Annotated in this window: 23 protein-coding genes and 1 riboswitch; of the genes, 12 read left to right on the forward strand and 11 right to left on the reverse strand. The window is 61.2% G+C overall.

The window, feature by feature from the left end:
• Nucleotides 1-342: 342 nt before the first annotated feature.
• From hpxZ to hpxW, 4 genes are read right to left on the reverse strand one after another with little or no spacing between them, the layout of a single operon-like run.
• Nucleotides 343-729 carry an oxalurate catabolism protein HpxZ gene (gene hpxZ, locus ACMWKK_RS11905; RefSeq protein ID WP_112781919.1) on the reverse strand — a complete coding sequence of 129 codons (387 nt, stop codon included), beginning with the start codon at nucleotides 727-729 and terminating at the stop codon, nucleotides 343-345.
• Complete coding sequence (locus tag ACMWKK_RS11910; RefSeq protein WP_112781918.1) at nucleotides 726-2,123, reverse strand: AtzE family amidohydrolase; 1,398 nt, start codon at nucleotides 2,121-2,123, stop codon at nucleotides 726-728. Before ACMWKK_RS11910 ends, hpxZ begins: the two co-directional genes overlap by 4 nt.
• Nucleotides 2,120-2,308 (reverse strand): oxalurate catabolism protein HpxX, encoded by a 189-nt coding sequence (hpxX, locus tag ACMWKK_RS11915; RefSeq protein WP_112781917.1) that lies wholly within the window; start codon nucleotides 2,306-2,308, stop codon nucleotides 2,120-2,122. Before hpxX ends, ACMWKK_RS11910 begins: the two co-directional genes overlap by 4 nt.
• A gap of 10 nt (nucleotides 2,309-2,318) precedes the next feature.
• Nucleotides 2,319-3,902, reverse strand: coding sequence for an oxamate amidohydrolase (gene hpxW, locus ACMWKK_RS11920; RefSeq protein ID WP_112781916.1), 1,584 nt, complete (start codon nucleotides 3,900-3,902; stop codon nucleotides 2,319-2,321).
• Nucleotides 3,903-4,044: 142 nt separating this feature from the next.
• Here hpxW and hpxU point away from each other — a divergent pair, with 142 nt between their 5' ends.
• The 7 genes from hpxU (at nucleotide 4,045) to hpxK (ending at nucleotide 10,392) form a co-directional block, all read left to right on the forward strand.
• Nucleotides 4,045-4,884, forward strand: a complete 840-nt coding sequence (gene hpxU / locus ACMWKK_RS11925; protein WP_112781915.1) for a MurR/RpiR family transcriptional regulator HpxU — start codon at nucleotides 4,045-4,047, stop codon at nucleotides 4,882-4,884.
• A 191-nt stretch (nucleotides 4,885-5,075) separates the two neighbouring features.
• Complete coding sequence (locus ACMWKK_RS11930; protein ID WP_112781914.1) at nucleotides 5,076-5,858, forward strand: transporter substrate-binding domain-containing protein; 783 nt, start codon at nucleotides 5,076-5,078, stop codon at nucleotides 5,856-5,858.
• A gap of 4 nt (nucleotides 5,859-5,862) precedes the next feature.
• A complete protein-coding gene (locus ACMWKK_RS11935; RefSeq protein WP_045327122.1) occupies nucleotides 5,863-6,528 on the forward strand; it encodes an amino acid ABC transporter permease in 666 nt (221 codons plus the stop codon).
• Nucleotides 6,528-7,184, forward strand: coding sequence for an amino acid ABC transporter permease (locus tag ACMWKK_RS11940; RefSeq protein ID WP_072034229.1), 657 nt, complete (start codon nucleotides 6,528-6,530; stop codon nucleotides 7,182-7,184). The genes ACMWKK_RS11935 and ACMWKK_RS11940 overlap by 1 nt, the downstream gene beginning before the upstream one ends.
• Entirely contained in the window at nucleotides 7,165-7,902 is a 738-nt protein-coding gene (locus tag ACMWKK_RS11945; RefSeq protein ID WP_045326893.1) for an amino acid ABC transporter ATP-binding protein, read from the forward strand. Before ACMWKK_RS11940 ends, ACMWKK_RS11945 begins: the two co-directional genes overlap by 20 nt.
• A 13-nt stretch (nucleotides 7,903-7,915) precedes the next feature.
• A complete protein-coding gene (locus ACMWKK_RS11950; RefSeq protein ID WP_045326894.1) occupies nucleotides 7,916-9,157 on the forward strand; it encodes a pyridoxal-phosphate-dependent aminotransferase family protein in 1,242 nt (413 codons plus the stop codon).
• A complete protein-coding gene (gene hpxK, locus ACMWKK_RS11955) occupies nucleotides 9,154-10,392 on the forward strand; it encodes an allantoate amidohydrolase (protein ID WP_406542807.1) in 1,239 nt (412 codons plus the stop codon). Before ACMWKK_RS11950 ends, hpxK begins: the two co-directional genes overlap by 4 nt.
• A gap of 44 nt (nucleotides 10,393-10,436) precedes the next feature.
• Here hpxK and ACMWKK_RS11960 read toward each other — a convergent pair whose 3' ends face one another.
• On the reverse strand, nucleotides 10,437-11,438 hold the full coding sequence (locus tag ACMWKK_RS11960) for a magnesium transporter (RefSeq protein WP_045326896.1): 1,002 nt from the start codon (nucleotides 11,436-11,438) through the stop codon (nucleotides 10,437-10,439).
• A 60-nt stretch (nucleotides 11,439-11,498) separates the two neighbouring features.
• Nucleotides 11,499-11,668: riboswitch (M-box (ykoK) riboswitch) on the reverse strand.
• A gap of 159 nt (nucleotides 11,669-11,827) precedes the next feature.
• On the opposite strand from ACMWKK_RS11960, the gene ACMWKK_RS11965 reads away from it, so the two are divergent.
• Complete coding sequence (locus tag ACMWKK_RS11965; RefSeq protein ID WP_112781912.1) at nucleotides 11,828-12,331, forward strand: DedA family protein; 504 nt, start codon at nucleotides 11,828-11,830, stop codon at nucleotides 12,329-12,331.
• A gap of 1 nt (nucleotide 12,332) precedes the next feature.
• On the opposite strand, the gene ACMWKK_RS11970 is transcribed toward ACMWKK_RS11965, so the two are convergent.
• Nucleotides 12,333-13,082 (reverse strand): SDR family oxidoreductase, encoded by a 750-nt coding sequence (locus ACMWKK_RS11970; protein WP_112781911.1) that lies wholly within the window; start codon nucleotides 13,080-13,082, stop codon nucleotides 12,333-12,335.
• 100 nt (nucleotides 13,083-13,182) lie between these two features.
• Between ACMWKK_RS11970 and ACMWKK_RS11975 the strand changes: the two genes are divergently transcribed.
• Nucleotides 13,183-13,542 (forward strand): winged helix-turn-helix transcriptional regulator, encoded by a 360-nt coding sequence (locus tag ACMWKK_RS11975; RefSeq protein WP_045326899.1) that lies wholly within the window; start codon nucleotides 13,183-13,185, stop codon nucleotides 13,540-13,542.
• Between the two features lies 1 nt (nucleotide 13,543).
• On the opposite strand, the gene ACMWKK_RS11980 is transcribed toward ACMWKK_RS11975, so the two are convergent.
• Together ACMWKK_RS11980 and ACMWKK_RS11985 are read right to left on the reverse strand one after the other, a co-directional pair.
• Entirely contained in the window at nucleotides 13,544-14,338 is a 795-nt protein-coding gene (locus ACMWKK_RS11980) for an SDR family NAD(P)-dependent oxidoreductase (RefSeq protein ID WP_112781910.1), read from the reverse strand.
• A 125-nt stretch (nucleotides 14,339-14,463) separates the two neighbouring features.
• On the reverse strand, nucleotides 14,464-14,907 hold the full coding sequence (locus tag ACMWKK_RS11985) for a winged helix-turn-helix transcriptional regulator (protein ID WP_112781909.1): 444 nt from the start codon (nucleotides 14,905-14,907) through the stop codon (nucleotides 14,464-14,466).
• Between the two features lie 152 nt (nucleotides 14,908-15,059).
• Between ACMWKK_RS11985 and agp the strand changes: the two genes are divergently transcribed.
• Nucleotides 15,060-16,301, forward strand: a complete 1,242-nt coding sequence (gene agp / locus ACMWKK_RS11990; RefSeq protein ID WP_112781908.1) for a bifunctional glucose-1-phosphatase/inositol phosphatase — start codon at nucleotides 15,060-15,062, stop codon at nucleotides 16,299-16,301.
• Between the two features lie 35 nt (nucleotides 16,302-16,336).
• Here agp and ACMWKK_RS11995 read toward each other — a convergent pair whose 3' ends face one another.
• Both ACMWKK_RS11995 and wrbA read right to left on the reverse strand, forming a co-directional pair.
• A complete protein-coding gene (locus ACMWKK_RS11995; RefSeq protein WP_008499832.1) occupies nucleotides 16,337-16,564 on the reverse strand; it encodes a YccJ family protein in 228 nt (75 codons plus the stop codon).
• Nucleotides 16,565-16,584: 20 nt separating this feature from the next.
• On the reverse strand, nucleotides 16,585-17,181 hold the full coding sequence (gene wrbA, locus ACMWKK_RS12000) for an NAD(P)H:quinone oxidoreductase (RefSeq protein ID WP_045326903.1): 597 nt from the start codon (nucleotides 17,179-17,181) through the stop codon (nucleotides 16,585-16,587).
• Nucleotides 17,182-17,572: 391 nt separating this feature from the next.
• Here wrbA and ACMWKK_RS12005 point away from each other — a divergent pair, with 391 nt between their 5' ends.
• The gene (locus tag ACMWKK_RS12005) at nucleotides 17,573-17,746 is read left to right on the forward strand and encodes a general stress protein (protein ID WP_024909630.1); all 174 of its coding nucleotides are present in this window, start codon (nucleotides 17,573-17,575) and stop codon (nucleotides 17,744-17,746) included.
• Nucleotides 17,747-17,863: 117 nt separating this feature from the next.
• Complete coding sequence (locus ACMWKK_RS12010; protein WP_112781907.1) at nucleotides 17,864-18,784, forward strand: DMT family transporter; 921 nt, start codon at nucleotides 17,864-17,866, stop codon at nucleotides 18,782-18,784.
• A 110-nt stretch (nucleotides 18,785-18,894) separates the two neighbouring features.
• Here ACMWKK_RS12010 and rutG read toward each other — a convergent pair whose 3' ends face one another.
• A complete protein-coding gene (gene rutG, locus ACMWKK_RS12015; protein ID WP_112781906.1) occupies nucleotides 18,895-20,217 on the reverse strand; it encodes a pyrimidine utilization transport protein G in 1,323 nt (440 codons plus the stop codon).
• Between the last annotated feature and the right edge of the window lie 5 nt (nucleotides 20,218-20,222).

Genomic DNA, 20,222 nt, shown 5'->3' on the forward strand with positions numbered 1-20,222 from the left:
ATCAAGGCGTTGCATAGGTCGGGTCTCAGTCCAGGGCATAGCGAGTCTCCTCTTCTATGCCAGTTATAACTGTTACCCATGTATCCGGTCTAAAGTGTTACCCATGTTTCCGGTTCATACCCTGCGCTTACCGGGCCTACGATGTCCTGTAGGCCGGGTCAGGCGTAGCCGCCACCCGGCAGGTTTTTCAGCGTAACACCACCAAACTCACCTGTGCCGTCATAAGCAAACCGTTTCAGACATAATTGTGCAATGTTTTGCCCGGTGGCGCTGCGCTTACCGGGCCTACGATGTCCTGTAGGTCGGGTAAGGCGCAGCCGTCACCCGGCAGGTTTTTTAACGTTACACCATCAAACTCACCTGTGCCGCCACGATCCGCCATCCATAAGCAAACCGCACCCACGTCTGCTGCTGGCGGCCAATGCGCTCTGTGCCCTCGCGGGTAAACTCGGTGCTGCACACGGCGTAATCCTCCCCGAAGGTGGTAATCACGGTGTGGCGCAGCGTCCGCTGCAGCCCGGCGGCGGGGCGCGCCGCCCGGAAGGCGCGGATTTCATCAATGCCGTACAGGTTTTCACCCGCACCCAGCCGCACCGTGTTTTTATCGTGCCAGAACAGCTCGTCCAGCACGGCAATATTGTTGCTCACCAGTGCGTCTTCGTAGCGGTAAAACGCGGCGGTCATCTCGGCAACCACCCACGGCAGGTTAATGTCGTCGTGATTCATCATGCTGCTATCTCCGCCGGGCGGGCATCGGTGATGCCGCGCTCTTCCAGAACCCGCGCGACGCGCAGGCAGGCCTGCTCGTTAAACGGCGCGGCAATCAGCTGCAGGCCAATCGGCATACCCTGAGCGGTACGCAGCGGAACGGTGGTCACCGGCAGGCCCAGGAACGAAATCGGCTGGGTCAGCATCCCCATGCTGGCGCGAATGGGGAGCGACTGGCCGTTAATCTCCATGGTCTGCTCGCCCGCGAGCGTCGCGCCGCGCGGGGTGGCCGGGGCGATCAGCACGTCGGCCTGCGTGAACAGGGTTTTGAACGCCTGCCGGGCGTGCGCGCGAAACCGCTGGGCCTGAATGTACCAGGCAGAAGGGATCATCGCCCCTGCCAGCAGCCGTTCGCGGGAATGGGGCTCAAAACGCTCCGGCTCCCGACGAAGCGCGGGCAGGTACTGGTTTCCCCCTTCGGCGGCGCTGATGATAAACGCCGCCGAGCGCGCCAGCTCGGCGTCCGGAAACCGCAGCTCGTCCTGCACGTCAAGCGCCTTCGCCACCCGCGCCACGGCGTCTCGGGCATCCGCGTCGCACCAGGTGGTGAAGTAGCCGCCGAGCACCGCGCAGCGCAGGCCGTCAAGCCCGCGGTCGAGCAGGGGGCGCGTCTGCTCGCGCGTGCTCTCGGCCTGAAACGCGTCGCTGCTGTCCCGCCCCTGCAGCGCGTCATACACCGATGCCAGATCGCACACGCGGCGGGCGAAGGGGCCGATATGATCCAGGCTCGGGACAAACGGATGGCTGCCGGAACGCGACAGGCGGCCAAAGGTGGGCTTCAGGCCATAGATGCCGCACAGGGAGGCCGGAACGCGAATCGAGCCGTTGGTGTCGGTGCCGAGCGAAAAGTGCACCAGCCCGGCGGCCACCGCGGCGGCTGAACCGCCGGACGACCCGCCCGCGATGCACGCCAGGTCGTGCGGGTTACGCGTCGTGCCGTAGTGGCTGTTCTCGGTGGTAAAGCCGTAGGCGTAGGCATCCATATTCACCATCCCGGTCAGCAGCCCGCCCGCGCTGCGCAGCTGGCGCACCGCGAAGCCGTCAGCGGCGGCGGCAGGCCGCTGGCTGAGCAGCTCGGCCCCGGCGAGGGTGGTGTGGCCCGCAACGTCGAACAGGTTTTTCACCGCGTAGGGCACGCCCGCCAGGGGCGGCAGGGGCCGCTTCTCGCGGCGCAGGGTGTCGATGCTCTCGGCCTCGGCGAGCATGCGCGCTTCCGTCACGGCGGTCCAGGCGTTAATCTGCGGGTTAACGCGCGCAATTGCCTCCAGCGTCTGGCGGGCAATCTCATGGGCGCTCAGCTCGCCCGCGCTCAGCGCCTGCTGAATGTCGCTGATACTCATCTCGCGTAGCCTCATGCTTTATACACTCCTGCGATCTCCAGACGGTCGTCGAGCGGCAGCGCCATCAGCGGGGCGGCCATGCTGGCAATGCGGCTGAACTGCACCTGCAGCTCGGCGCGGCGGGCGTCGTCCAGCGTCACGCCGAGCACGGTTTCCATCTGCGCAAGGTACGTCTGCCAGTCGGGTTGGTGTGTGGTCATTGTTTTCTCCTCAAAATCCGGCGGCCGCGCCGTTGCTGCGCGGGTCAAATGCCCCTTCGAACAGCCCGTTGGGGTGACGCACAATCGCGCCCGCGTGGCCCATCGCTTCACTAAAGTCAGGGAACATTTCCACCTCGTGACCGAGTGCCCGCAGGCGCGCGACCGTATCGGGTGAAAAACGTCCTTCAAGCTTTAAGGTGTCCGAGGTTTGCCCCCAGGTGCGGCCCAGCAGCCAGCGCGGGCGGGAAATGCTCTCCTGCAGCGGGACGCCCTGGACCACGTAGCGGGTAAAGAGCGCGGCCTGGGTTTGCGGCTGGCCGTCGCCGCCCATCGCGCCGTAGACCATCACGCGCCCGTCCTTAAGACGCGCCGCCGCCGGGTTCAGGGTATGGAAAGGCTGCTTGCCCGGCGCGAGGGCCAGAAGATGTTCGGGATCGAGGCTGAACGATGCTCCCCGGTTCTGCCAGGTTATGCCGGTGTCGGGCAGCACCACGCCGCTGCCGAACTCGTGATAGATACTCTGGATAAACGACACGGCAAGTCCGCTTTTATCCATCACACCCATCCACACCGTATCGCCGGGGCCTTTTCCGGTGCCCCACGGCGCGGCGCGGCCGTCGTCAACCCTGTCGGCAAGCGCCTGCAGGGCGGCGGGGGCCAGCAGGCTCTGAATATCGGTTTTCAGCGCGCGCGGGTCGGTGATGTGGGCATCGCGCAGTCCAAAGGCCAGCTTGGTGGCTTCCACGATGCGGTGAAGGGTGTCGGCGTCGTCGGCCTCCGCCATGTTCAGGCGGTCAGTAATGCCGAGTATCGCCAGCGAAACCAGCCCCTGCGTTGGCGGGGCATGGTTAAAGATCTCTCCCTGCTGATGCTGCAGTTTCAGCGGCACGGTGCGCCGGGCGGCGTGGGCGCGTAAATCGGCCAGCGTGACCGGCAGGCCCAGCGTCTCCATGCCGTGCGCCAGTACCTCCGCCAGCGGGCCGCGATAAAAGCTGTCCAGACCGTCCTCCACAAGGCGTGTCAGGGTCGTAGCCATGGCGGGCTGGTAAAACCGGCTACCGACCTCTGGCGGCTTGCCGTCCACCAGCCAGGTTTCCGCGAAGCCGGGAACGTCCTTCAGCTCGTCGAATTTACTGGCCGTGGCGTGAGCCTGAGAGGCCGTCACCGGCGTGCCGTTCTGCGCGTACTCAATGGCGTCGGCCAGCAGGCGGGAGAGCGGCAGCGCCTTGCCGGTCATCTCGCGGGAAACCTTCAGCGCCTCGTCCCAGCCGCTCACGGTGCCGGCGACGGTCAGGGCCGCCTGCGGGCCGCGATGGGGAATACGCGCCAGCCCGTCGTAGGCGGCGAGCGTCGCGCGCGATCCCGCCGCGCCGCTGGCGTCAATGGCGATCGGTTCGCCCTGCGGGGGAACGATGAGCCAGAAGCCATCGCCGCCCAGCCCGTTCATGTGCGGGTAAACCACGGCGATAGTGGCCGCCGCGGCGACCATCGCCTCTATCGCGCTGCCGCCTTCGCGCAGCACTGCCAGCGCGCTCTGGCTGGCAAGATGGTGGGGCGCAACGGCCATGCCGTGCGTGGAGACATTACTTTGCATGAAGCGTCCTCGTAATCCTGAAAGGCACAAGGTGCTGCAAAAGCTGTTCCAGATCTGAAAAAAAAGTTTCAGTAAACTGGCACGCATAATGAAAGGTAGAATGAAAGGCAAAATGTGATGAAACAAAAGTTACAGAGGCGCTATGGAACAACTGGATGAACGTCTGAAAGCACAGTACCCGTCGCTGTCGCCGCAGGAGCAGCGGGTCGCGGATTTTATTTTCGACCACTTTGACGATCTGATTAGCTACAACAGCGCCGAGCTGGCGCAGCTGAGCGGGGTGTCGAAAGCGACGGTCAGCCGCCTGTTTAAGCGTCTGGGCTATGAGAAATATAAGGACATGCGCGACGAGCTGCGCACCCTGCGCCAGAGCGGGATGCCGCTCACCGATAACCGCGACGCGGTGCAGGGCAATACGCTGCTGGCGCGCCACTACAAGCAGGAGATGGCGAACCTGACCCAGTGGGTGAATGCCCTCGACGCGCAGCAGTTTGCCGACGCCATGGCCTGCATGGTAAAGGCGCGGCGCGTCGTCATTATCGGCATGCGTAACGCCTATCCGGCGGCGCTGCACCTGCGCCAGCAGCTGCTGCAGGCGCGCGGTCAGGTGCTAGTCCTGCCGCAGCCGGGGCAGAGCCTGGGCGAGGAGCTGGTGGACTTAACGCCGGACGATATGGTGGTCATGATGGCGTTTCGCCGCCGGCCGCGCATCATCCGCCCGCTGATGCAGCAGCTTCAGAGCCGCGGCATTCCGGTGCTGCTGATGTGCGAGCCGCAGGCCCACACCCTGTTTCCGCTGGCAAGCTGGCAGCTCTGCGCCCCGCTGGACAGCGTTTCGGCCTATGACAGCTACTCCGCGGTCAACAGCCTGATCAACCTGCTGGCGAACGCCTTCCTGCATGAGATCCTCGATAAAGGCCGTCCGCGCATTCACGAGATTGCCTCCCTCTACCAGCAGCTGGACGAACTCGAACAGCGATAATGGGGCGTCAGGCTGGTGCTTTGCATTGAAATGGTGCAACTTAACGGGGCGTAAATGGAGAGCATTTATGCCCCGTCCGCGTTTTATCAGGCTTTACGACAATATTTCCCGCGTCGCCTTATCTGGCACATTAGTTGCAAAATCATCTTCAAAGAATCTTTTGTTTCATGTTAACGTTACGGGGAAGCACCATGAAAAAATTGTTGATTGCGCTGGCCGGGGCCGCATGCCTTTTTGCACAACTGCCCGCGAAGGCGGACCAGCTTCAGGATATCGAGAAGCGCGGCACCCTCCGCATTGCCGTTCCGCAGGATTTCCCGCCGTTTGGCTCGGTGGGGACCGACCTGCAGCCGCAGGGCTATGACATCGACATGGCGCGCTATCTGGCTAAGCAGATGAAGCTCAGGCTGCAGCTGGTGCCGGTGACCAGTGCCAACCGCGTGCCGTACCTGCAAACCGATAAGGTGGATCTGGTCATCTCCAGCCTCGGGAAAAACCCGGAGCGCGAGAAGGTGATCGACTTCAGCCGCGCCTACGCGCCGTTCTTCCTCGGCGTGTTTGGCCCGAAAGGGGCCGAGCTGAAGGATGCCGCCGCGCTGAGCGGCAAAACCATCGGCGTGACGCGCGGGGCGGTGGAGGACATGGTGCTGACCGGCCTGGCGCCGAAAGACGCGGACGTGAAGCGCTACGAGGACAATAACACCACGCTGTCAGCCTATCTGTCCGGGCAGGTGCAGTACGTGGCGACCGGCAACCTCGTGGTGGCGGCCATTTCGCGGCAGAACGCGGACAAAGCCCCGGTACCGAGCTTTATGCTGAAAGATTCGCCGTGCTTTATCGGCCTGAAGAAAAACGAACCGGCCCTGAAGGCAAAAGTGGACGCGCTGATTGAGCAGGGCATCAAGGACGGCACGCTGAACGGCCTGTCCGAACAGTGGCTGAAGGCCCCGCTGCCGGCAAACCTTGGCGCCTGAGCCGATGACTGAACAACTTGATTTTTCAGCCCTCTGGCCGCACTGGCCGGAGCTGCTGGCGGGGCTGTGGGTCACCGTTCAGCTGACGGTGATGGCGACCGTCGGCGGGCTGGCGACAGGGATTGTCGGGGCGGCGATCCGCAGCGGACGCACGACCTGGTACAGCCGGATCTGGGGCGGTTACGTGGAGATTATCCGCAACACGCCGTTTGTGGTGCAGCTGTTTTTCATCGTCTTCGGCCTGCCGAATCTGGGCCTGAAGATGACGGCGGGGGAAGCGGCGCTGCTGGCGATGGTGGTGAACCTGGGCGCCTACAGCACGGAGATTATCCGCGCGGGCATTCAGGTGACGCCGAAAGGGCAGTGGGAGGCCGGACGCGTGCTGGGGCTGACCCGCCTGCAGACCTTTATCCGCGTGGTGCTGCCGCCCGCGCTGCAGCGAATTTACCCGGCGCTGGTGAGCCAGTGCATCATCGTGATGCTCGGCTCGTCGGTGGTATCGCAGGTCTCGTATGAAGAGCTGACCTTCGCCGCCAACCTGATCCAGTCCAGAACGTTTTTGAGCTTTGAGGTCTATCTGGTGACAACCGGGATTTACTTAGCGCTGTCGATTACCCTGCGCCAGCTGATGATGGCGGCAGGACGGAAATGGCTGGGGGTGCAGGCATGATGACCACCTTTACCGACTGGGACATTATTCGCAACCTGCTGCTGGCCGGACGCTGGACGGTGCTGCTGTCGCTGGTGGCGTTTGTCGGCGGGGCGGCGGTGACGCTGCCGCTCCTGCTGCTGCGCCTGACCGGCGGGCGCACGGTGAAGCGCATCATCCGCGGCTATATCGAGCTGTTTCAGGGCACGCCGCTGCTGATGCAGCTGTTCCTGGCCTTCTTCGGCGTGGCGCTGTTTGGCATTGACGTCTCGCCGTGGACCGCCGCCTCGCTGGCGCTGACGTTTTACACCAGCGCGTTTCTGCTCGATATCTGGAACGGCAGCATTCGCGCCCTGCCGAAGGGGCAGTGGGAGGCCTCTCGCTGTCTGGGGCTGACCTTTGGCCAGACCCTGTTTCGCGTGGTCGCCCCGCAGGCGCTGCGCATCGGCATTGCGCCGACGGTCGGCTTTGCCGTGCAGGTGATTAAAGGCACCGCGCTGGCGTCGATTATCGGCTTTATCGAGCTGACCAAGGCCGGGACCATGCTGACCAACGTGACCTATCAGCCGTTTAAGGTCTTTGCGCTGGTGGCGCTGGGCTACTTTATTCTGTGCTATCCGCTGTCGCGCTACAGCCGCTATCTGGAGACGAAATTCAATGCCTCTCATCACCATTAATCAGGTGCAGAAGTACTACGGCGATAACCACGTGCTCAAGGGTGTCGATCTCGATATCGACATGGGCCAGGTGATCTCCATCATCGGGCGCAGCGGATCGGGCAAAAGCACGCTGCTGCGCTGCATCAACGGCCTGGAAGGCTACCAGGACGGCAGCATCAAGCTGGGCGGCATGACCATTACCGACCGGGATTCCCAGGCGCGCGAAATCAGCCGCTCGGTCGGGATGGTGTTCCAGAGCTTTAACCTGTTCCCGCACATGACGGCGCTGGAGAACGTAATGCTCGCCCCGCGTCGGGTGCTGAAGAAAAGCGCCGCAGAATGCCGGGCGCTGGCGCAGCAGATGCTGGAGAAGGTTGGCCTGGGCGATCGTCTGGAGTACTACCCGTCGAGCCTCTCCGGTGGCCAGCAGCAGCGCGTGGCGATTGCCCGCGCGCTGGCGATGTCGCCGAAAGTGTTACTCTGCGACGAGATCACCTCCGCGCTGGACCCGGAGCTGGTGGGCGAAGTGCTCAAGGTGCTGGAGCAGCTGGCGGCCGAGGGAATGACGCTGATACTGGTTACCCATGAAATGAATTTCGCCCGCGAAGTGGGCGACCGCGTGGTGTTTATGCACCAGGGGAAAGTCTGGGAGCAGGGCGACAGCAAAACGCTGTTCGCCAACCCGCAGACCACGGAACTGAAGCAGTTCATCTCCTCCGTGCGCGGCCTCAACTGATAAGGACTTAACGATGGATATCGCACGCTTTCCGCAAATCAACCCGCCCCAGCGCCTGCTGATGGGGCCGGGCCCGATCAACGCCGACCCGCGCGTGCTGCGCGCCATGTCGAGCCAGCTGATCGGCCAGTACGATCCGGCCATGACCCACTACATGAACGAGGTGATGGCGCTCTATCGCGGCGTATTCCGCACCGAAAACCGCTGGACGATGCTGGTGGACGGCACCTCCCGCGCGGGGATTGAGGCCATTCTGGTCTCCGCTATCCGCCCGGGCGATAAGGTGCTGGTGCCGGTCTTTGGCCGCTTCGGCCATCTGCTGTGCGAGATTGCCCGCCGCTGCCGGGCGGAGGTCCATACCATCGAGGTGCCGTGGGGCGAGGTATTTACCCCGGACCAGGTGGAGGATGCGGTTAAGCGTATTCGTCCGCGCCTGCTGCTGACCGTGCAGGGCGATACCTCCACCACCATGCTGCAGCCGCTTGCGGAGCTCGGTGAGATCTGCCGCCGCTACGACGTGCTGTTTTACACCGATGCCACCGCGTCGCTCGGCGGCAACGCGCTGGAGACCGACGCCTGGGGGCTGGACGCCGTCTCGGCCGGGATGCAGAAGTGCCTCGGGGGCCCGTCGGGCACGTCGCCGATCACCCTGAGCGCGCGCATGGAGGAGGCGATCCGCCGCCGCAGGTGCGTTGAGGAGGGTATCCGCACCGACGCCCACCGCGACGGCGACGAGGAGATGATCTACTCCAACTACTTCGATCTCGGCATGGTGATGGACTACTGGGGGCCGGAGCGGCTGAACCACCACACCGAAGCCACCACCGCGCTGTTCGGGGCCCGCGAATGCGCGCGGCTGATCCTGCAGGAAGGGCTGGATAACGGCATCGCGCGGCACAAGCTGCACGGCGACGCGCTCCTGAAGGGCATCCAGTCGATGGGGCTGGAGACCTTCGGCGACCTGAAGCACAAGATGAACAACGTGCTCGGCGTGGTCATTCCGCAGGGCGTCAACGGCGACCAGGTACGCAAGCTGATGCTGGAGGATTTCGGCATTGAAATCGGCACCTCGTTTGGCCCGCTGCACGGCAAGGTGTGGCGCATTGGCACCATGGGCTACAACGCGCGCAAGGACTGCGTGATGACCACCCTGAGCGCGCTGGAGTCGGTGCTGAACTACCTGAAATTCACCACCACGCAGGGTGCCGCCATGCAGGCCGCGTGGGACCACTACCGCCGCGAGACGCCGCAATGAGCCCGGCGGCAGAACGTGTGATGGCGCGCGCCGACGCGCTGGCCGCCATCAGCGAAACCCCGGATGCGCTGACGCGGGTCTATCTTTCCACGCAGCATCTGCAGGCCAACCAGCTTGTTGGAGAGTGGATGCGCCAGGCGGGCATGACCGTCTGGCAGGACAGCGTCGGCAATATCTGTGGACGCTACGAAGGCGCGCAGGAAGGGGCGCAGGCGGTGCTGCTCGGCTCGCATCTGGATACCGTTCGCAACGCCGGGCGCTATGACGGCATGCTCGGGGTGCTCACCGCCATCGAAGTGGTGGACAGCCTGCACCAGCAGGGGCTCCATCTGGCGCAGGCCATCGAGATTGTCGGCTTTGGTGACGAAGAGGGCACCCGCTTCGGCATTACGCTGTTGGGCAGCCGGGGGCTGACGGGCACCTGGCCGCAGGGCTGGCTGGAGACGCGTGATGCTCAGGGCATCAGCGTGGCGCAGGCGATGGTGCAGGCGGGGCTCGATCCCGCCCGCGTGGCGCTCGCGGCGCGCCATCGGGATGATGTCAGCGCCTGTCTGGAACTGCACATCGAACAGGGGCCGTGTCTCGAGCAGGAAGGGCTGGCGCTGGGCGTGGTGGAGGCCATTAACGGTGCCCGTCGTCTGAACTGCCGCTTCACCGGCGAGGCCGGACACGCGGGCACCGTGCCGATGAACCATCGTAAGGATGCCCTGGCCGCCGCCGCCGAGTGGATGGTGCTGACCGAAAATATTACCCGGCAGCAGGGCGGCAACCGGGTGGCGACGGTCGGCGAGCTGCGCTGCCTGCCCGGTGCGGTCAACGTCATCCCCGGTGAGGTTACGCTCTCGCTGGATATTCGCGGCCCGCAGGATGCGCCGCTTGACGCGCTGCTCGCGGAACTGCTGGCGCAGGCGCAGGCGATTGCCGCGCGTCGCGGGCTAGGCTTTAGCGCGGAGGAGTTTTACCGGATCGCCGCCACGCCGTGCGATGCGCGTTTGCAGCATCTGCTGGGAAGCGCCGTGGAATCGGTGCAGGGGCGCTCAGTATCTCTGCCGAGCGGCGCCGGGCATGATACCATTGCCCTGGCGGAACGCTGGCCGGTGGGGATGCTGTTCGTGCGCTGCAGGGGCGGGATCAGCCACCATCCGGCGGAATCGGTGATGGCTGAGGATGTTGCCCTGGCGATTGAGGCATTTGGGCGGGCGGTGAGAACGCTGGCTGACGGTGGTGCGCGTTAATTTGTAGGTCGGGTAAGCGCAGCGCCACCCGACAAGGCGATGCGTTATTCCAGCCCCAGCGTATACTGCGCGATCTTAAAGTAGATAATCAGCCCGGTGCCGTCGATAAGCGTCGCAATAAACGGCGCGGAGACGACCGCCGGGTCAATGCCGCAGCGCTTGAGCACCATCGGAATGACGGACGACACAATCGCGCTCCACAGGGTAATACACACCAGCGTCAGGCTGACGATGAGCGTAATTTCCAGCCCAATCCCCATCATCCACGCGCGGATACACCCGGCGATACCCAGCGTCACGGCAATCATCAGTGAGGTGGTCATCTCTTTGCGCAGCACGCGGCCGACGTCGCGCAGGTGGACTTCCCCCAGCGCCATGGCGCGCACCAGCGTGGAGGTGATCTGCGTCCCGCTGTTGCCGCCCGTGCCGATCAGCAGCGGAATGAAGAACGCCAGCGCAATGGCGGACTCCAGCGCCTCTTCGAAATGCTGGATCACCGAGCTGGTGTAGGCTTCGGCGACAAACAGCAGCAGCAGCCAGACGGAGCGTTTTTTCCACAGGCTAAAGGCGCTGGTTTCCAGGTAGGGCTTCTCCAGCGGCAGCGTCGCCCCCTGAAGCTGGGCATCTTCGGTAACGTCATCTTCGAGCAGGTGGGCGATTTCGCGCTCGGTCAGGCAGCCGACGAGCTTGCCGTGGGCCACCACCGGCACGACATCCGCACCGCCGTGCGCCAGCAGACCGGCGACGTCGGCACGTTCATCCTCCGGTTTGACCTGCAAAAATTGCGAAATCATCAGCGATTTCACCGGCTGTACCGTATCGGCGGTCTGCAGCAGTTTACGCACCGCAATCATGCCCGCCAGGCGGCCATTGTCTTCAATAAAAATATGTGACGGAATATCGTCGTCTTTTAATTTTTCGAAGAATTGCTCGCGCGCCAGCGCCACGCATAATGAAATATCGAGGACGATAAAATCGGTATTCATATATTGCGCGATGGCGCTGTCATTGAATCCCGGGTTTTGGTTGTGAATAGCGTAAGACATAGTGAATTCCCTTTGAATAATAACATCTCTCAGGGGCGAGCAAGACAGGGCATGTCGAAGAGGAGATCCCCACGTCCTGGGTTCAGCACTGTACACCGTATCCCGCGAGGGAAGTTATACTGACAAAGCCTTGATTCGACAGTGCCTGTTTTACCCTGTGCCGGTTCTCTCGAACCTACCAGAGCGATAACGTGTATTTGTACAGGAGCCTCGCCATAACGAGATCGTTGTAAAACGAGAGGAATAATACGCTTATTTAAATTTACCGCTCAGAAAATTAAATAATGTTTAAGAACGGTTTAGACGATTTTTATTAATAAAATGTTGAGGGTTTATTTAGGTTAATTCATTTCTAATGGAGGATTAAATAATCAACGAAGGAGAGGGTAATGGCGTGGTTTGACAATTTGCTGAATCATTTTGCGCTGTATCCGGCACATCTTTTCGCGCTGTTATTTATGATGGCGCTGAGTAAATCGACGGTGCTGATCTCCTCCGTGCTGCCGCCCGCCTCGGTGATGCTGCTGGCGGGCATTACCGTTAGCCAGACGAGCATGCATCCTGCGCTGGCGTGGCTGGCCATAGTTTTGGGGGCAACGGCGGGTTCGGTGCTGAACTACCATATCGGCCAGCTGATGGGGCACACCCGGCTGGTCACGCGTTTTACCTCAAAGCATGCCGATAAGTTCTTGCGGGTACAGCATCAGCTGCAAAAGAACGGCGTCATCGTCCTTTTTACGTCGCGCTTTCTGGCGGTGTTGCGTTATATCGTCCCGCTGGCGGCGGGGATGCTCAGGCTGAACGCAGTCAAGGTCTACGTCGTCAGCCTGCTTTCCGCCTGCGCATGGGCGGCGCTGTATGTCGGCATCGTTACCGGCATCAGCGCCTTTTGAGCTACAGGCTCCCCATTCCGCCGTCGACCAGCAGTTCCGTTCCCACCGTGTAGCTCGACTCGTCGGACGCCAGATAGAGCGCGGCTTTCGCCAGCTCCGTCGTCGAGCCCATTCTGCCGAGCGGCACCAGCTTGATGATGTCCGCCATCATCGCGTTAAGCGTCTCCTCGCTTAAGCCCGTTTTCGTAAACGCCGGGGTTTCCACCGGACCGGGGCTGAGGCCGTTGACGCGGATCCCGCGCGGCAGCAGCTCCGCCGACAGCGTGCGCGCCAGAGAGAGCAGGGCGGCCTTGCTCGCGGCGTACACGCTGCTGGTGGGCAGGCCGATGCGCGCGCTCACGGAGCCGCAGAGGATCACCGAAGACGGGTTATTCAGCAGCGGCAGCAGCGCCTGAATCAAAAAGAACGGTCCCTTCAGGTTAATGCCCATCAGACGATCCCAGGTCTCTTCCTGCCAGGCTTCCAGCGGCGCGTGCGTCACGTCACCGGCGTTGAGAAACACCGCGTCCAGGCGTGGCCAGCGGGCGGCGAGGGTTTCCGCCAGCGCTTTTTGCGACGCCAACTCTCCCGCATCGGTCGGGATCACCCAGGCCTTATCGCCCAGAATGCGCTCTGCTTCGGCGAGGGTATTCGGGTTGCGTCCGGTTACAGCGACGCGCGCGCCTTCGGCGATAAACGCCTGCGCGGTGGCGAGACCGATGCCGCTGGTGCCGCCGGTAATCAGCGTGTACTTATCTGTTAAACGACCCATGTTCTTCTCCTGAAAAGTCACTGGAGAAAGCACTATAGAAACGTTAGTATCGAAAAGAAACCAGGTACCAAATAGATACTAACGAGGCAAGAGGTGTGCTATGGCAGAAATGCTGGAGGTGTGCTGTGAAAAAAAATCTGAGGCGTATACCTGCCCGATGACGCAGTTTGTGAACCTGATTTCTGGCAAATGGGCGATCCCGATCCTCTATCGGCTGATTGTCTTCAACACGCCCGTTCGCTTTGGCGATCTCCTGCGTGCCGCATCCCCCATCACGCAGAAAGAGCTGACGAAGCAGCTGCGCCTGTTTGAACAGCGCGGGCTGGTGACGCGGACGGTCTATCCGGAGATCCCGCCGCGCGTGGAGTATCAAATTACCGAGCTCGGGTTAACCCTGCAGGATGCGCTCTCCCCGCTGGCCGCCTGGATGAGCGAGTACGGCAGCCAGCTGGAGCGTTAGGTTACTGCTTCACGTAGCGCGGGGCAGGAATACCGGTACGCGCGCTGTTGAACAGCTCAAGGCGCGCCGCTTCGTAACGGTCCCACAGGCCGGCGTCATGCATCGGCGGGATGGTGATCGCTTCGCCCTGATCCAGACCCGCCAGCGACGCGTCCACCATATCGTCGGTGGTCATCACCGATCCTTCCGGCAGATCGTTCACCGTGACGCCGGAGTGGCTCCAGATCTCCGTCGCCGTGGCGGCGGGCAGCACGGCCTGAATGCGCACGCTGCTGTCGGCAAACTCTTCCTGCAGCCCGCGGGTAAAGCTCAACACCCACGCCTTGGTGGCGCTGTAGAGCGCGCTGCCCGCCCGCACGTGCAGGGCCAGTACGGAGGCGATATTGATCAGCGTGCCGTGATTATTCTGCGCCAGCCGCGGCAGGATGGCGTAGGTCAGGCGCATCAGCGCCGTGGTGTTCAGGGTGTTAATGGCCTGATGCTGCGCCACCTCGCCCGCGAGGAACGGTGCCATCTGCGCGGTGCCCGCGTTGTTAATCAGCGTATCAATGGCGGTATTGCGGCGCAGTTCGTCTTCCACGGCGCGGAGCCCGGCTTCATCCGTCAGGTCGGCCACCAGAATATCGACGGCGACGCCGTAGCGCGCGCGCAGGTCGGCGGCGAGGGATTTCAGACGATCCTCGCGACGGGCAACCAGTACCAGGCTGGCGCCGCGCGCGGCAAGACGGTCGGCATAAACGGCACCAATCCCGGAAGAGGCGCCCGTAATCAGGGCGGTGGTGATGTGCGTAGTCATCGTGTGTTACCTCAAGGCAAAGTGGGTTATTTGGTTTCAAGATGAAACTGAATTAACTCTCTGCTATTTGGTTTTATAATGCAACTATTTTACTGGGCATTTTGTGCTTTTGCCGTCGGGAACGATCAGGAAGGGAGTTTTGCCACGATCTCTTCAGGCGTCAGTTCGCGCCCGTCGTCGGCGATAAGCGCCAGCTTGCGCAGGGGTTTACGCTGTTCGGTATCGACCAGCACGGTGCCGCATTCGTTTTCCGCGAACAAAAACTCATTTCCCCACTGGGAGAGGGCAACCAGCACCGTCTGCAGGGCGCGACCCTTTTCGGTCAGGGCATACTCCTGCCAGGCGCTGCCGTCGGACGCGGGCTGAAGCCGGAGGATCCCCTCATCAACCAGCAGCTTTAGCCGCGTGGTCAGCATGTTTTTGGCGATACCGAGGCTTTTCTGAAACTCGCCGAAGCGCCTAATCCCGCGCAGCGCGTCGCGAACAATCAGCAGCGACCACCAGTCGCCGATGATATCCAGCGAACGGGCGACGGGGCAGGGGCTCTCTTCAAGGCGGGTACGTTTCACAATCAGTTCTCCGGTGGGGTATGGTTTTATTATAAAACTAATGGGCACACACCGTAAGCATGTTAATCATCAGTTTGAGAAATGCTTCCCGGAAAATTGTCACCAGTCTGTCACACTGAACGCGACATTTTAAAACGAGTGAGGAATTAGGGATGAGAAAAGCACTACTCGCGCTGGCTGTCGCCGGTTCCATTTCAGCAACGTTCGGCGTGCAGGCGCAAGAGACGCCGGAAGGGTATCAGCTGGAACAAGTTTTAATCATGAGTCGCCATAACCTGCGCGCGCCGCTGGCTAACAACGGCAGCGTGCTGGAGCAGTCCACGCCGAAGCAGTGGCCGGAGTGGGAGGTGCCGGGCGGTCAGCTCACCACCAAAGGCGGCGTGCTGGAAGTCTACATGGGCCATTACATGCGCGAGTGGCTGGCGCAGCAGGGGATGGTGACCACTGGCGAATGTCCACCGGCTCAGAGCGTGTATGCTTATGCCAACAGCCTGCAGCGTACCGTCGCGACCGCGCAGTTCTTTATTACCGGGGCGTTTCCGGGCTGCGACATTCCTGTGCACCACCAGGAAAAAATGGGCACCATGGACCCAACCTTTAATCCGGTCATAACCGATAACTCGCCGGGATTCCGTGAAAAAGCGCTGAAGGCGATGGAGACGGAACGGCAGAAAATGCAGCTTACTGAGAGCTATAAGCTGCTGGAGCAGATGACGAACTACGCCGATTCTCCGTCCTGCAAAGAGAAAAAAGTCTGCTCGCTGGCGGACGCGAAAGATACCTTCAGCGCCGACTATGAAAAAGAGCCTGGCGTATCCGGGCCGCTGAAGGTGGGCAACTCGCTGGTGGATGCGTTCACGCTGCAGTACTACGAAGGCTTCCCGGCCGACCAGGTGGCCTGGGGCGAAATCAAGACCGACCAGCAGTGGCGCGTGCTGTCCATGCTGAAGAACGGCTATCAGGACTCGCTGTTTACCTCCACCGAGGTGGCGCAAAACGTGGCGAAACCGCTGGTGAAATATATCGATAAAACGCTGGTTACCGACCAGGCGAAAGCGCCGAAAATCACCCTGCTGGTGGGGCATGACTCGAATATTGCGTCGCTGCTCACCGCCCTGGATTTCAAACCGTATCAGCTGCACGACCAGCACGAACGTACCCCGATTGGCGGCAAGATCGTCTTCCAGCGCTGGCATGACAAAAATGCCAATCAGGAGCTGATGAAAATTGAGTATGTCTATCAGAGCGCGGAGCAGCTGCGTAACGCCAGCGTGCTGTCGCTGCAGTCTCCGGCGCAGCGCGTGACGCTGGAGCTGAAAGGCTGTCCGGTGGATGCGAACGGTTTCTGTCCGGTCGATAAATTCAATGCGGTGATGAATAACGCGGCGAAGTAAACGAAAACCCCCCGCGTGATGGCGGGGGGAAACGCTTAGACGTTTTTACGTTCGATGGTTTGCTCGCCCCAGAAGAGCGAGTCTTTATCCGTTTTTTCGAAGGCGCGCACCAGCACCTCATCGTTACCTTCCTCCCAGATCTGCTCGGCCAGCTTTTCATCGTATTTCGCGACTTCAAAGATAGCTTCGGCAATCTCCGGAGAGGTGTTGCGTAAACTTGCCCATTCGCCCACGTGGTGAGCTTTGGATTCTTGAGTTGGCATGCTTGTCCTCCTGTTGGGTATTAGCCGTTCAGTTTTTTGGCCAGACCCGCGACGTATTCACCCTGATAGCGGGCGATAGCCAGCTCTTCATTGCTTGGCTGACGCGAGCCATCCCCACCGGCAATGGTGGTAGCACCGTACGGCGTACCGCCGCGGACCTGGGAAATGTCAAACAGCTCCTGCGCGCCGTAGCCAATCGGCACAATCACCATCCCGTGATGGGCAAGGGTAGTCCAGGTTGAGGTAATCGTCTGCTCCTGACCGCCGCCGGTCCCGGTGGAGCTGAATACGCTGGCAAGTTTGCCGTAGAGCGCCCCGGATGCCCAGAGCCCGCCCGTCTGATCGAGGAAGGTGCGCATCTGGCCTGACATATTGCCGAAACGGGTCGGGGTGCCGAAAATAATGGCATCGTAGTCAGCCAGCTCCTGCGGGGTGGCCTGCGGCGCGTTTTGCGTTTTACCGCCGGCTTTTAAGAACGCCTCGGCATTCATGGTTTCCGGTACGCGTTTCACCACAACCTCTACGCCGTCTACCTTGTTTGCACCCTCAGCAACCGCGTGAGCCATGGTTTCAATGTGTCCATACATGGAATAATAGAGCACCAGAACTTTTGCCATTTTGCTTCACTCCTCGTTGGTTTTTTCTGACAGCGGATCGCTGCGTTCTTTTAAAGATATGCCATCACAGCCAGACTGCAAAAATGAACGGCATTTCTTTGATTTATAACAATATGATTACAAAAAGGTGTTGTAGCAAAATGAAACAACTTTTCGACAGCGGTTTTTTGAAACGATAAGAAAGGCTTATGAATTACCGTCGCGTCATCTCACCCAAAAGACTGAGTTCATGTTGCAGGATATTACCTGCGGCTTGCCGGATAGCGGCATTCCACTAAGCTTAGTTTCACGCGGCACGGATAAAGGCACTGTCTTTGTGCTGCGAGGTGAAAGAATCCTCTTTTACTGAATGCAATATGATGTCTAATGTTTCACATTCTGGAGGTTAGAGATGGCAAACCATCGTGGTGGTTCAGGTAATTTCGCAGAAGACCGTGAAAGAGCATCAGAAGCAGGCCGTAAAGGTGGCCAGCATAGCGGGGGTAACTTCAAGAATGACCCGCAACGCGCATCTGAAGCTGGCAAGAAGGGGGGTAAAAACAGCCACGGCAGCAGCAGTAAGTAGTACGCCGGGTTGAACCCCTGCCGCCGGGGTACCCCGGCGGTTTTTTTATTTCTGCAACATTGAACTGTAACCAAAGGCAACGCACACTAGAGAATTGTTCATACTTGCTGGTGCCGCATGTCTTTTTCACGCTTCAAATTCTCCGTAAAACCTCAGGAAGCCCTCCTCATTCTCATCACCATGTTCTGGGGCGGGACGTTTCTGGCCGTCCAGTATGCGGTGACCCTCAGCGATCCGTTCTTTTTTGTTGGCCTGCGCTTTGCGACGGCGGCGATAGCCGTGGGGCTGATCTCGCTGAAAACGCTGCGCGGCCTGACGCGTAAAGAACTTCAGGCAGGCGTGGCGATAGGGATTGCGATTGCAATGGGCTACAGCCTGCAGACGTGGGGGTTGCAGACCATCTCCAGCAGCAAATCCGCATTTATCACCGCCATGTATGTCCCCCTGGTGCCGCTCCTGCAGTGGCTGTGTCTGGGGCGGCTGCCGGGGCTGATGTCCTGCATCGGCATCGTGCTGGCGTTTATCGGCCTGATTTTGCTCGCCGGACCTGAAAACAACCTGCTGGCGCTGGGGCCGGGCGAGATCATTACCCTCGTCGGGGCGGTTGCGATTGCGGCGGAAATTATTCTGATTAGCGCGTGGGCGGGCCAGGTTGACGTTAAGCGGGTAACGGTCGTGCAGCTTGCGACGGCGTCGCTGGTGGCGTTTGCGACAATGGTGCCGGCAGGGGAGTCCGTGCCGCCCATGTCCACCGGCCTGATTGTGGTGGCGCTGGGGCTGGGCATTTTCAGCGCTATTATTCAGGTCACCATGAACTGGGCGCAGCGCAGCGTATCGCCGACGCGAGCGACGGTGATTTATACCGGTGAACCGGTGTGGGCGGGGATTTTCGGCCGCATTGCGGGCGAGCGTTTGCCGCTGCTGGCCCTGGTGGGCGCGGCATTTATCGTCGCCGGGGTGCTGGTGAGCGAGTTAAAGCTCAGAAAGCGACGTAAGGCGGTTGCAGGATTAGGTGCTGAACAAGGTGCCGACAGCTGACAACGTGCTCGTTGCCCGTTTTGCTCGGCGGCGCTACGCTTGCGCGGGCCTACAAGAGGCATGTAGGCCGGGTAAGCGTAGCGCCACCCGGCAAGAAAGGTGTGCTGATTTCAGGTAGAAGGGGTGATCGCTTCCCCTTGCGCTTCATCCCTCTTCCGGCGGCTCAGCAGGGCATTAAGCAGGATCGCGCCGAAGGTCGCTGTACCAATCCCGCCAATCGTAAACCCGCCCAGCATCAGGGCAAAATCTCCCGCGCCCAGCACCAGCGTGACCGCCACCATAATCAGATTGCCGTTCTGGCTAAGGTCGACGCGATGCTGCACCCAGATACGCGCCCCGGCGACGGCAATCAGACCAAACACCACAATGGATGCCCCGCCGATGACCGGTGACGGAATGGTGTGGATCAGCGCGCCGAACTTCGGCGAGAAGCCGAGCAGCATCGCCATCACCGCCGCCGCGACGAAGACCAGCGTCGAATAGACTTTGGTCACCGCCATCACGCCGATGTTTTCGGCATAGGTGGTGACGCCGCTGCCGCCGACAGAGCCCGAAAGCATGGTCGCCAGCCCGTCGCCAACGAACGCGCGTCCCATGTACGGATCCATGCTGCGCCCGGTCATCCCCGCAACCGCCTTCAGGTGACCCAGGTTTTCCGCCACCAGGATCACCGCCACCGGTGCGATAAGCATCATCGCCTGGGCGTTAAAGGTGGGTGAGGTCACCTGCGGCAGGCCAAACCAGGCGGCCTGCTGAAGCAGCGTAAAATCAACCGGCTTGCCGAGATCAAAAACGTTCGCCAGCAGAGCGTAAACCAGACAGGCGACAATCAGCCCGACCAGGATCAGCAGCCGCTGGATCATGCCGCGCGTAAACACCGCCACCAGGCCGATGCACAGCACGGTCACGACCGCCATCCAGCTTTCAAACGGCGAGCCGGAGACGCTTTTCACCGCAATCGGCGCAAGGTTCAGGCCTATCGCCATCACCACCGCGCCGGTGACGACGGGAGGCATCATGCGCTCGATCCAGCGGGTGCCGATCTTCATCACCACCAGGCCAATCAGGGTATACACCAGGCCGCAGGCGATGATGCCGCCAAGGGCCACGCTCAGGTTAGGGTTGATCCCCTGGCCGTTAAAGCCGGTGGTGGCGATAACCACGCCCACAAAGGCAGCGCTGGATCCGAGATAGCTGGGCACGCGTCCGCCGGTAACAAAAAAGAACAGCAGGGTGCCGATACCGGACATCAGAATCGAGAGGTTGGGATCGAGGCCCATCAGCATCGGCATCAGCACCGTGGCGCCAAACATGGCGACCGCGTGCTGGACGCCCATTACCATCGTTTGCCCGAGCGGGAGGCGTTCATCCGGCGCGACCACGCCTGCGTCTGTGGAGGTCGATTTCAACTGCCAGTGGGGAAATCCGAACATGGTTG

This window comes from Enterobacter sp. 01-M-03-SI-ECC, assembly GCF_047530215.1.
In the GTDB taxonomy this organism is placed as follows: Bacteria; Pseudomonadota; Gammaproteobacteria; order Enterobacterales; family Enterobacteriaceae; genus Enterobacter; species Enterobacter chengduensis.

Coding starts and splice junctions, on each gene's coding strand:
- ACMWKK_RS12005 (WP_024909630.1), top strand. CDS start 17,573: ATGGCAAACCATCGTGGTGGTTCAGGTAATTTCGCAGAAGACCGTGAA.
- hpxU (WP_112781915.1), top strand. CDS start 4,045: ATGGAACAACTGGATGAACGTCTGAAAGCACAGTACCCGTCGCTGTCG.
- hpxK (WP_406542807.1), top strand. CDS start 9,154: ATGAGCCCGGCGGCAGAACGTGTGATGGCGCGCGCCGACGCGCTGGCC.
- wrbA (WP_045326903.1), bottom strand. CDS start 17,181: ATGGCAAAAGTTCTGGTGCTCTATTATTCCATGTATGGACACATTGAA.
- agp (WP_112781908.1), top strand. CDS start 15,060: ATGAGAAAAGCACTACTCGCGCTGGCTGTCGCCGGTTCCATTTCAGCA.
- ACMWKK_RS11995 (WP_008499832.1), bottom strand. CDS start 16,564: ATGCCAACTCAAGAATCCAAAGCTCACCACGTGGGCGAATGGGCAAGT.
- ACMWKK_RS11935 (WP_045327122.1), top strand. CDS start 5,863: ATGACTGAACAACTTGATTTTTCAGCCCTCTGGCCGCACTGGCCGGAG.
- ACMWKK_RS11980 (WP_112781910.1), bottom strand. CDS start 14,338: ATGACTACGCACATCACCACCGCCCTGATTACGGGCGCCTCTTCCGGG.
- ACMWKK_RS11975 (WP_045326899.1), top strand. CDS start 13,183: ATGGCAGAAATGCTGGAGGTGTGCTGTGAAAAAAAATCTGAGGCGTAT.
- ACMWKK_RS11965 (WP_112781912.1), top strand. CDS start 11,828: ATGGCGTGGTTTGACAATTTGCTGAATCATTTTGCGCTGTATCCGGCA.
- ACMWKK_RS12010 (WP_112781907.1), top strand. CDS start 17,864: ATGTCTTTTTCACGCTTCAAATTCTCCGTAAAACCTCAGGAAGCCCTC.
- ACMWKK_RS11950 (WP_045326894.1), top strand. CDS start 7,916: ATGGATATCGCACGCTTTCCGCAAATCAACCCGCCCCAGCGCCTGCTG.
- ACMWKK_RS11945 (WP_045326893.1), top strand. CDS start 7,165: ATGCCTCTCATCACCATTAATCAGGTGCAGAAGTACTACGGCGATAAC.
- hpxX (WP_112781917.1), bottom strand. CDS start 2,308: ATGACCACACACCAACCCGACTGGCAGACGTACCTTGCGCAGATGGAA.
- rutG (WP_112781906.1), bottom strand. CDS start 20,217: ATGTTCGGATTTCCCCACTGGCAGTTGAAATCGACCTCCACAGACGCA.
- ACMWKK_RS11940 (WP_072034229.1), top strand. CDS start 6,528: ATGACCACCTTTACCGACTGGGACATTATTCGCAACCTGCTGCTGGCC.
- ACMWKK_RS11910 (WP_112781918.1), bottom strand. CDS start 2,123: ATGAGGCTACGCGAGATGAGTATCAGCGACATTCAGCAGGCGCTGAGC.
- hpxZ (WP_112781919.1), bottom strand. CDS start 729: ATGATGAATCACGACGACATTAACCTGCCGTGGGTGGTTGCCGAGATG.
- ACMWKK_RS11930 (WP_112781914.1), top strand. CDS start 5,076: ATGAAAAAATTGTTGATTGCGCTGGCCGGGGCCGCATGCCTTTTTGCA.
- hpxW (WP_112781916.1), bottom strand. CDS start 3,902: ATGCAAAGTAATGTCTCCACGCACGGCATGGCCGTTGCGCCCCACCAT.
- ACMWKK_RS11970 (WP_112781911.1), bottom strand. CDS start 13,082: ATGGGTCGTTTAACAGATAAGTACACGCTGATTACCGGCGGCACCAGC.
- ACMWKK_RS11960 (WP_045326896.1), bottom strand. CDS start 11,438: ATGTCTTACGCTATTCACAACCAAAACCCGGGATTCAATGACAGCGCC.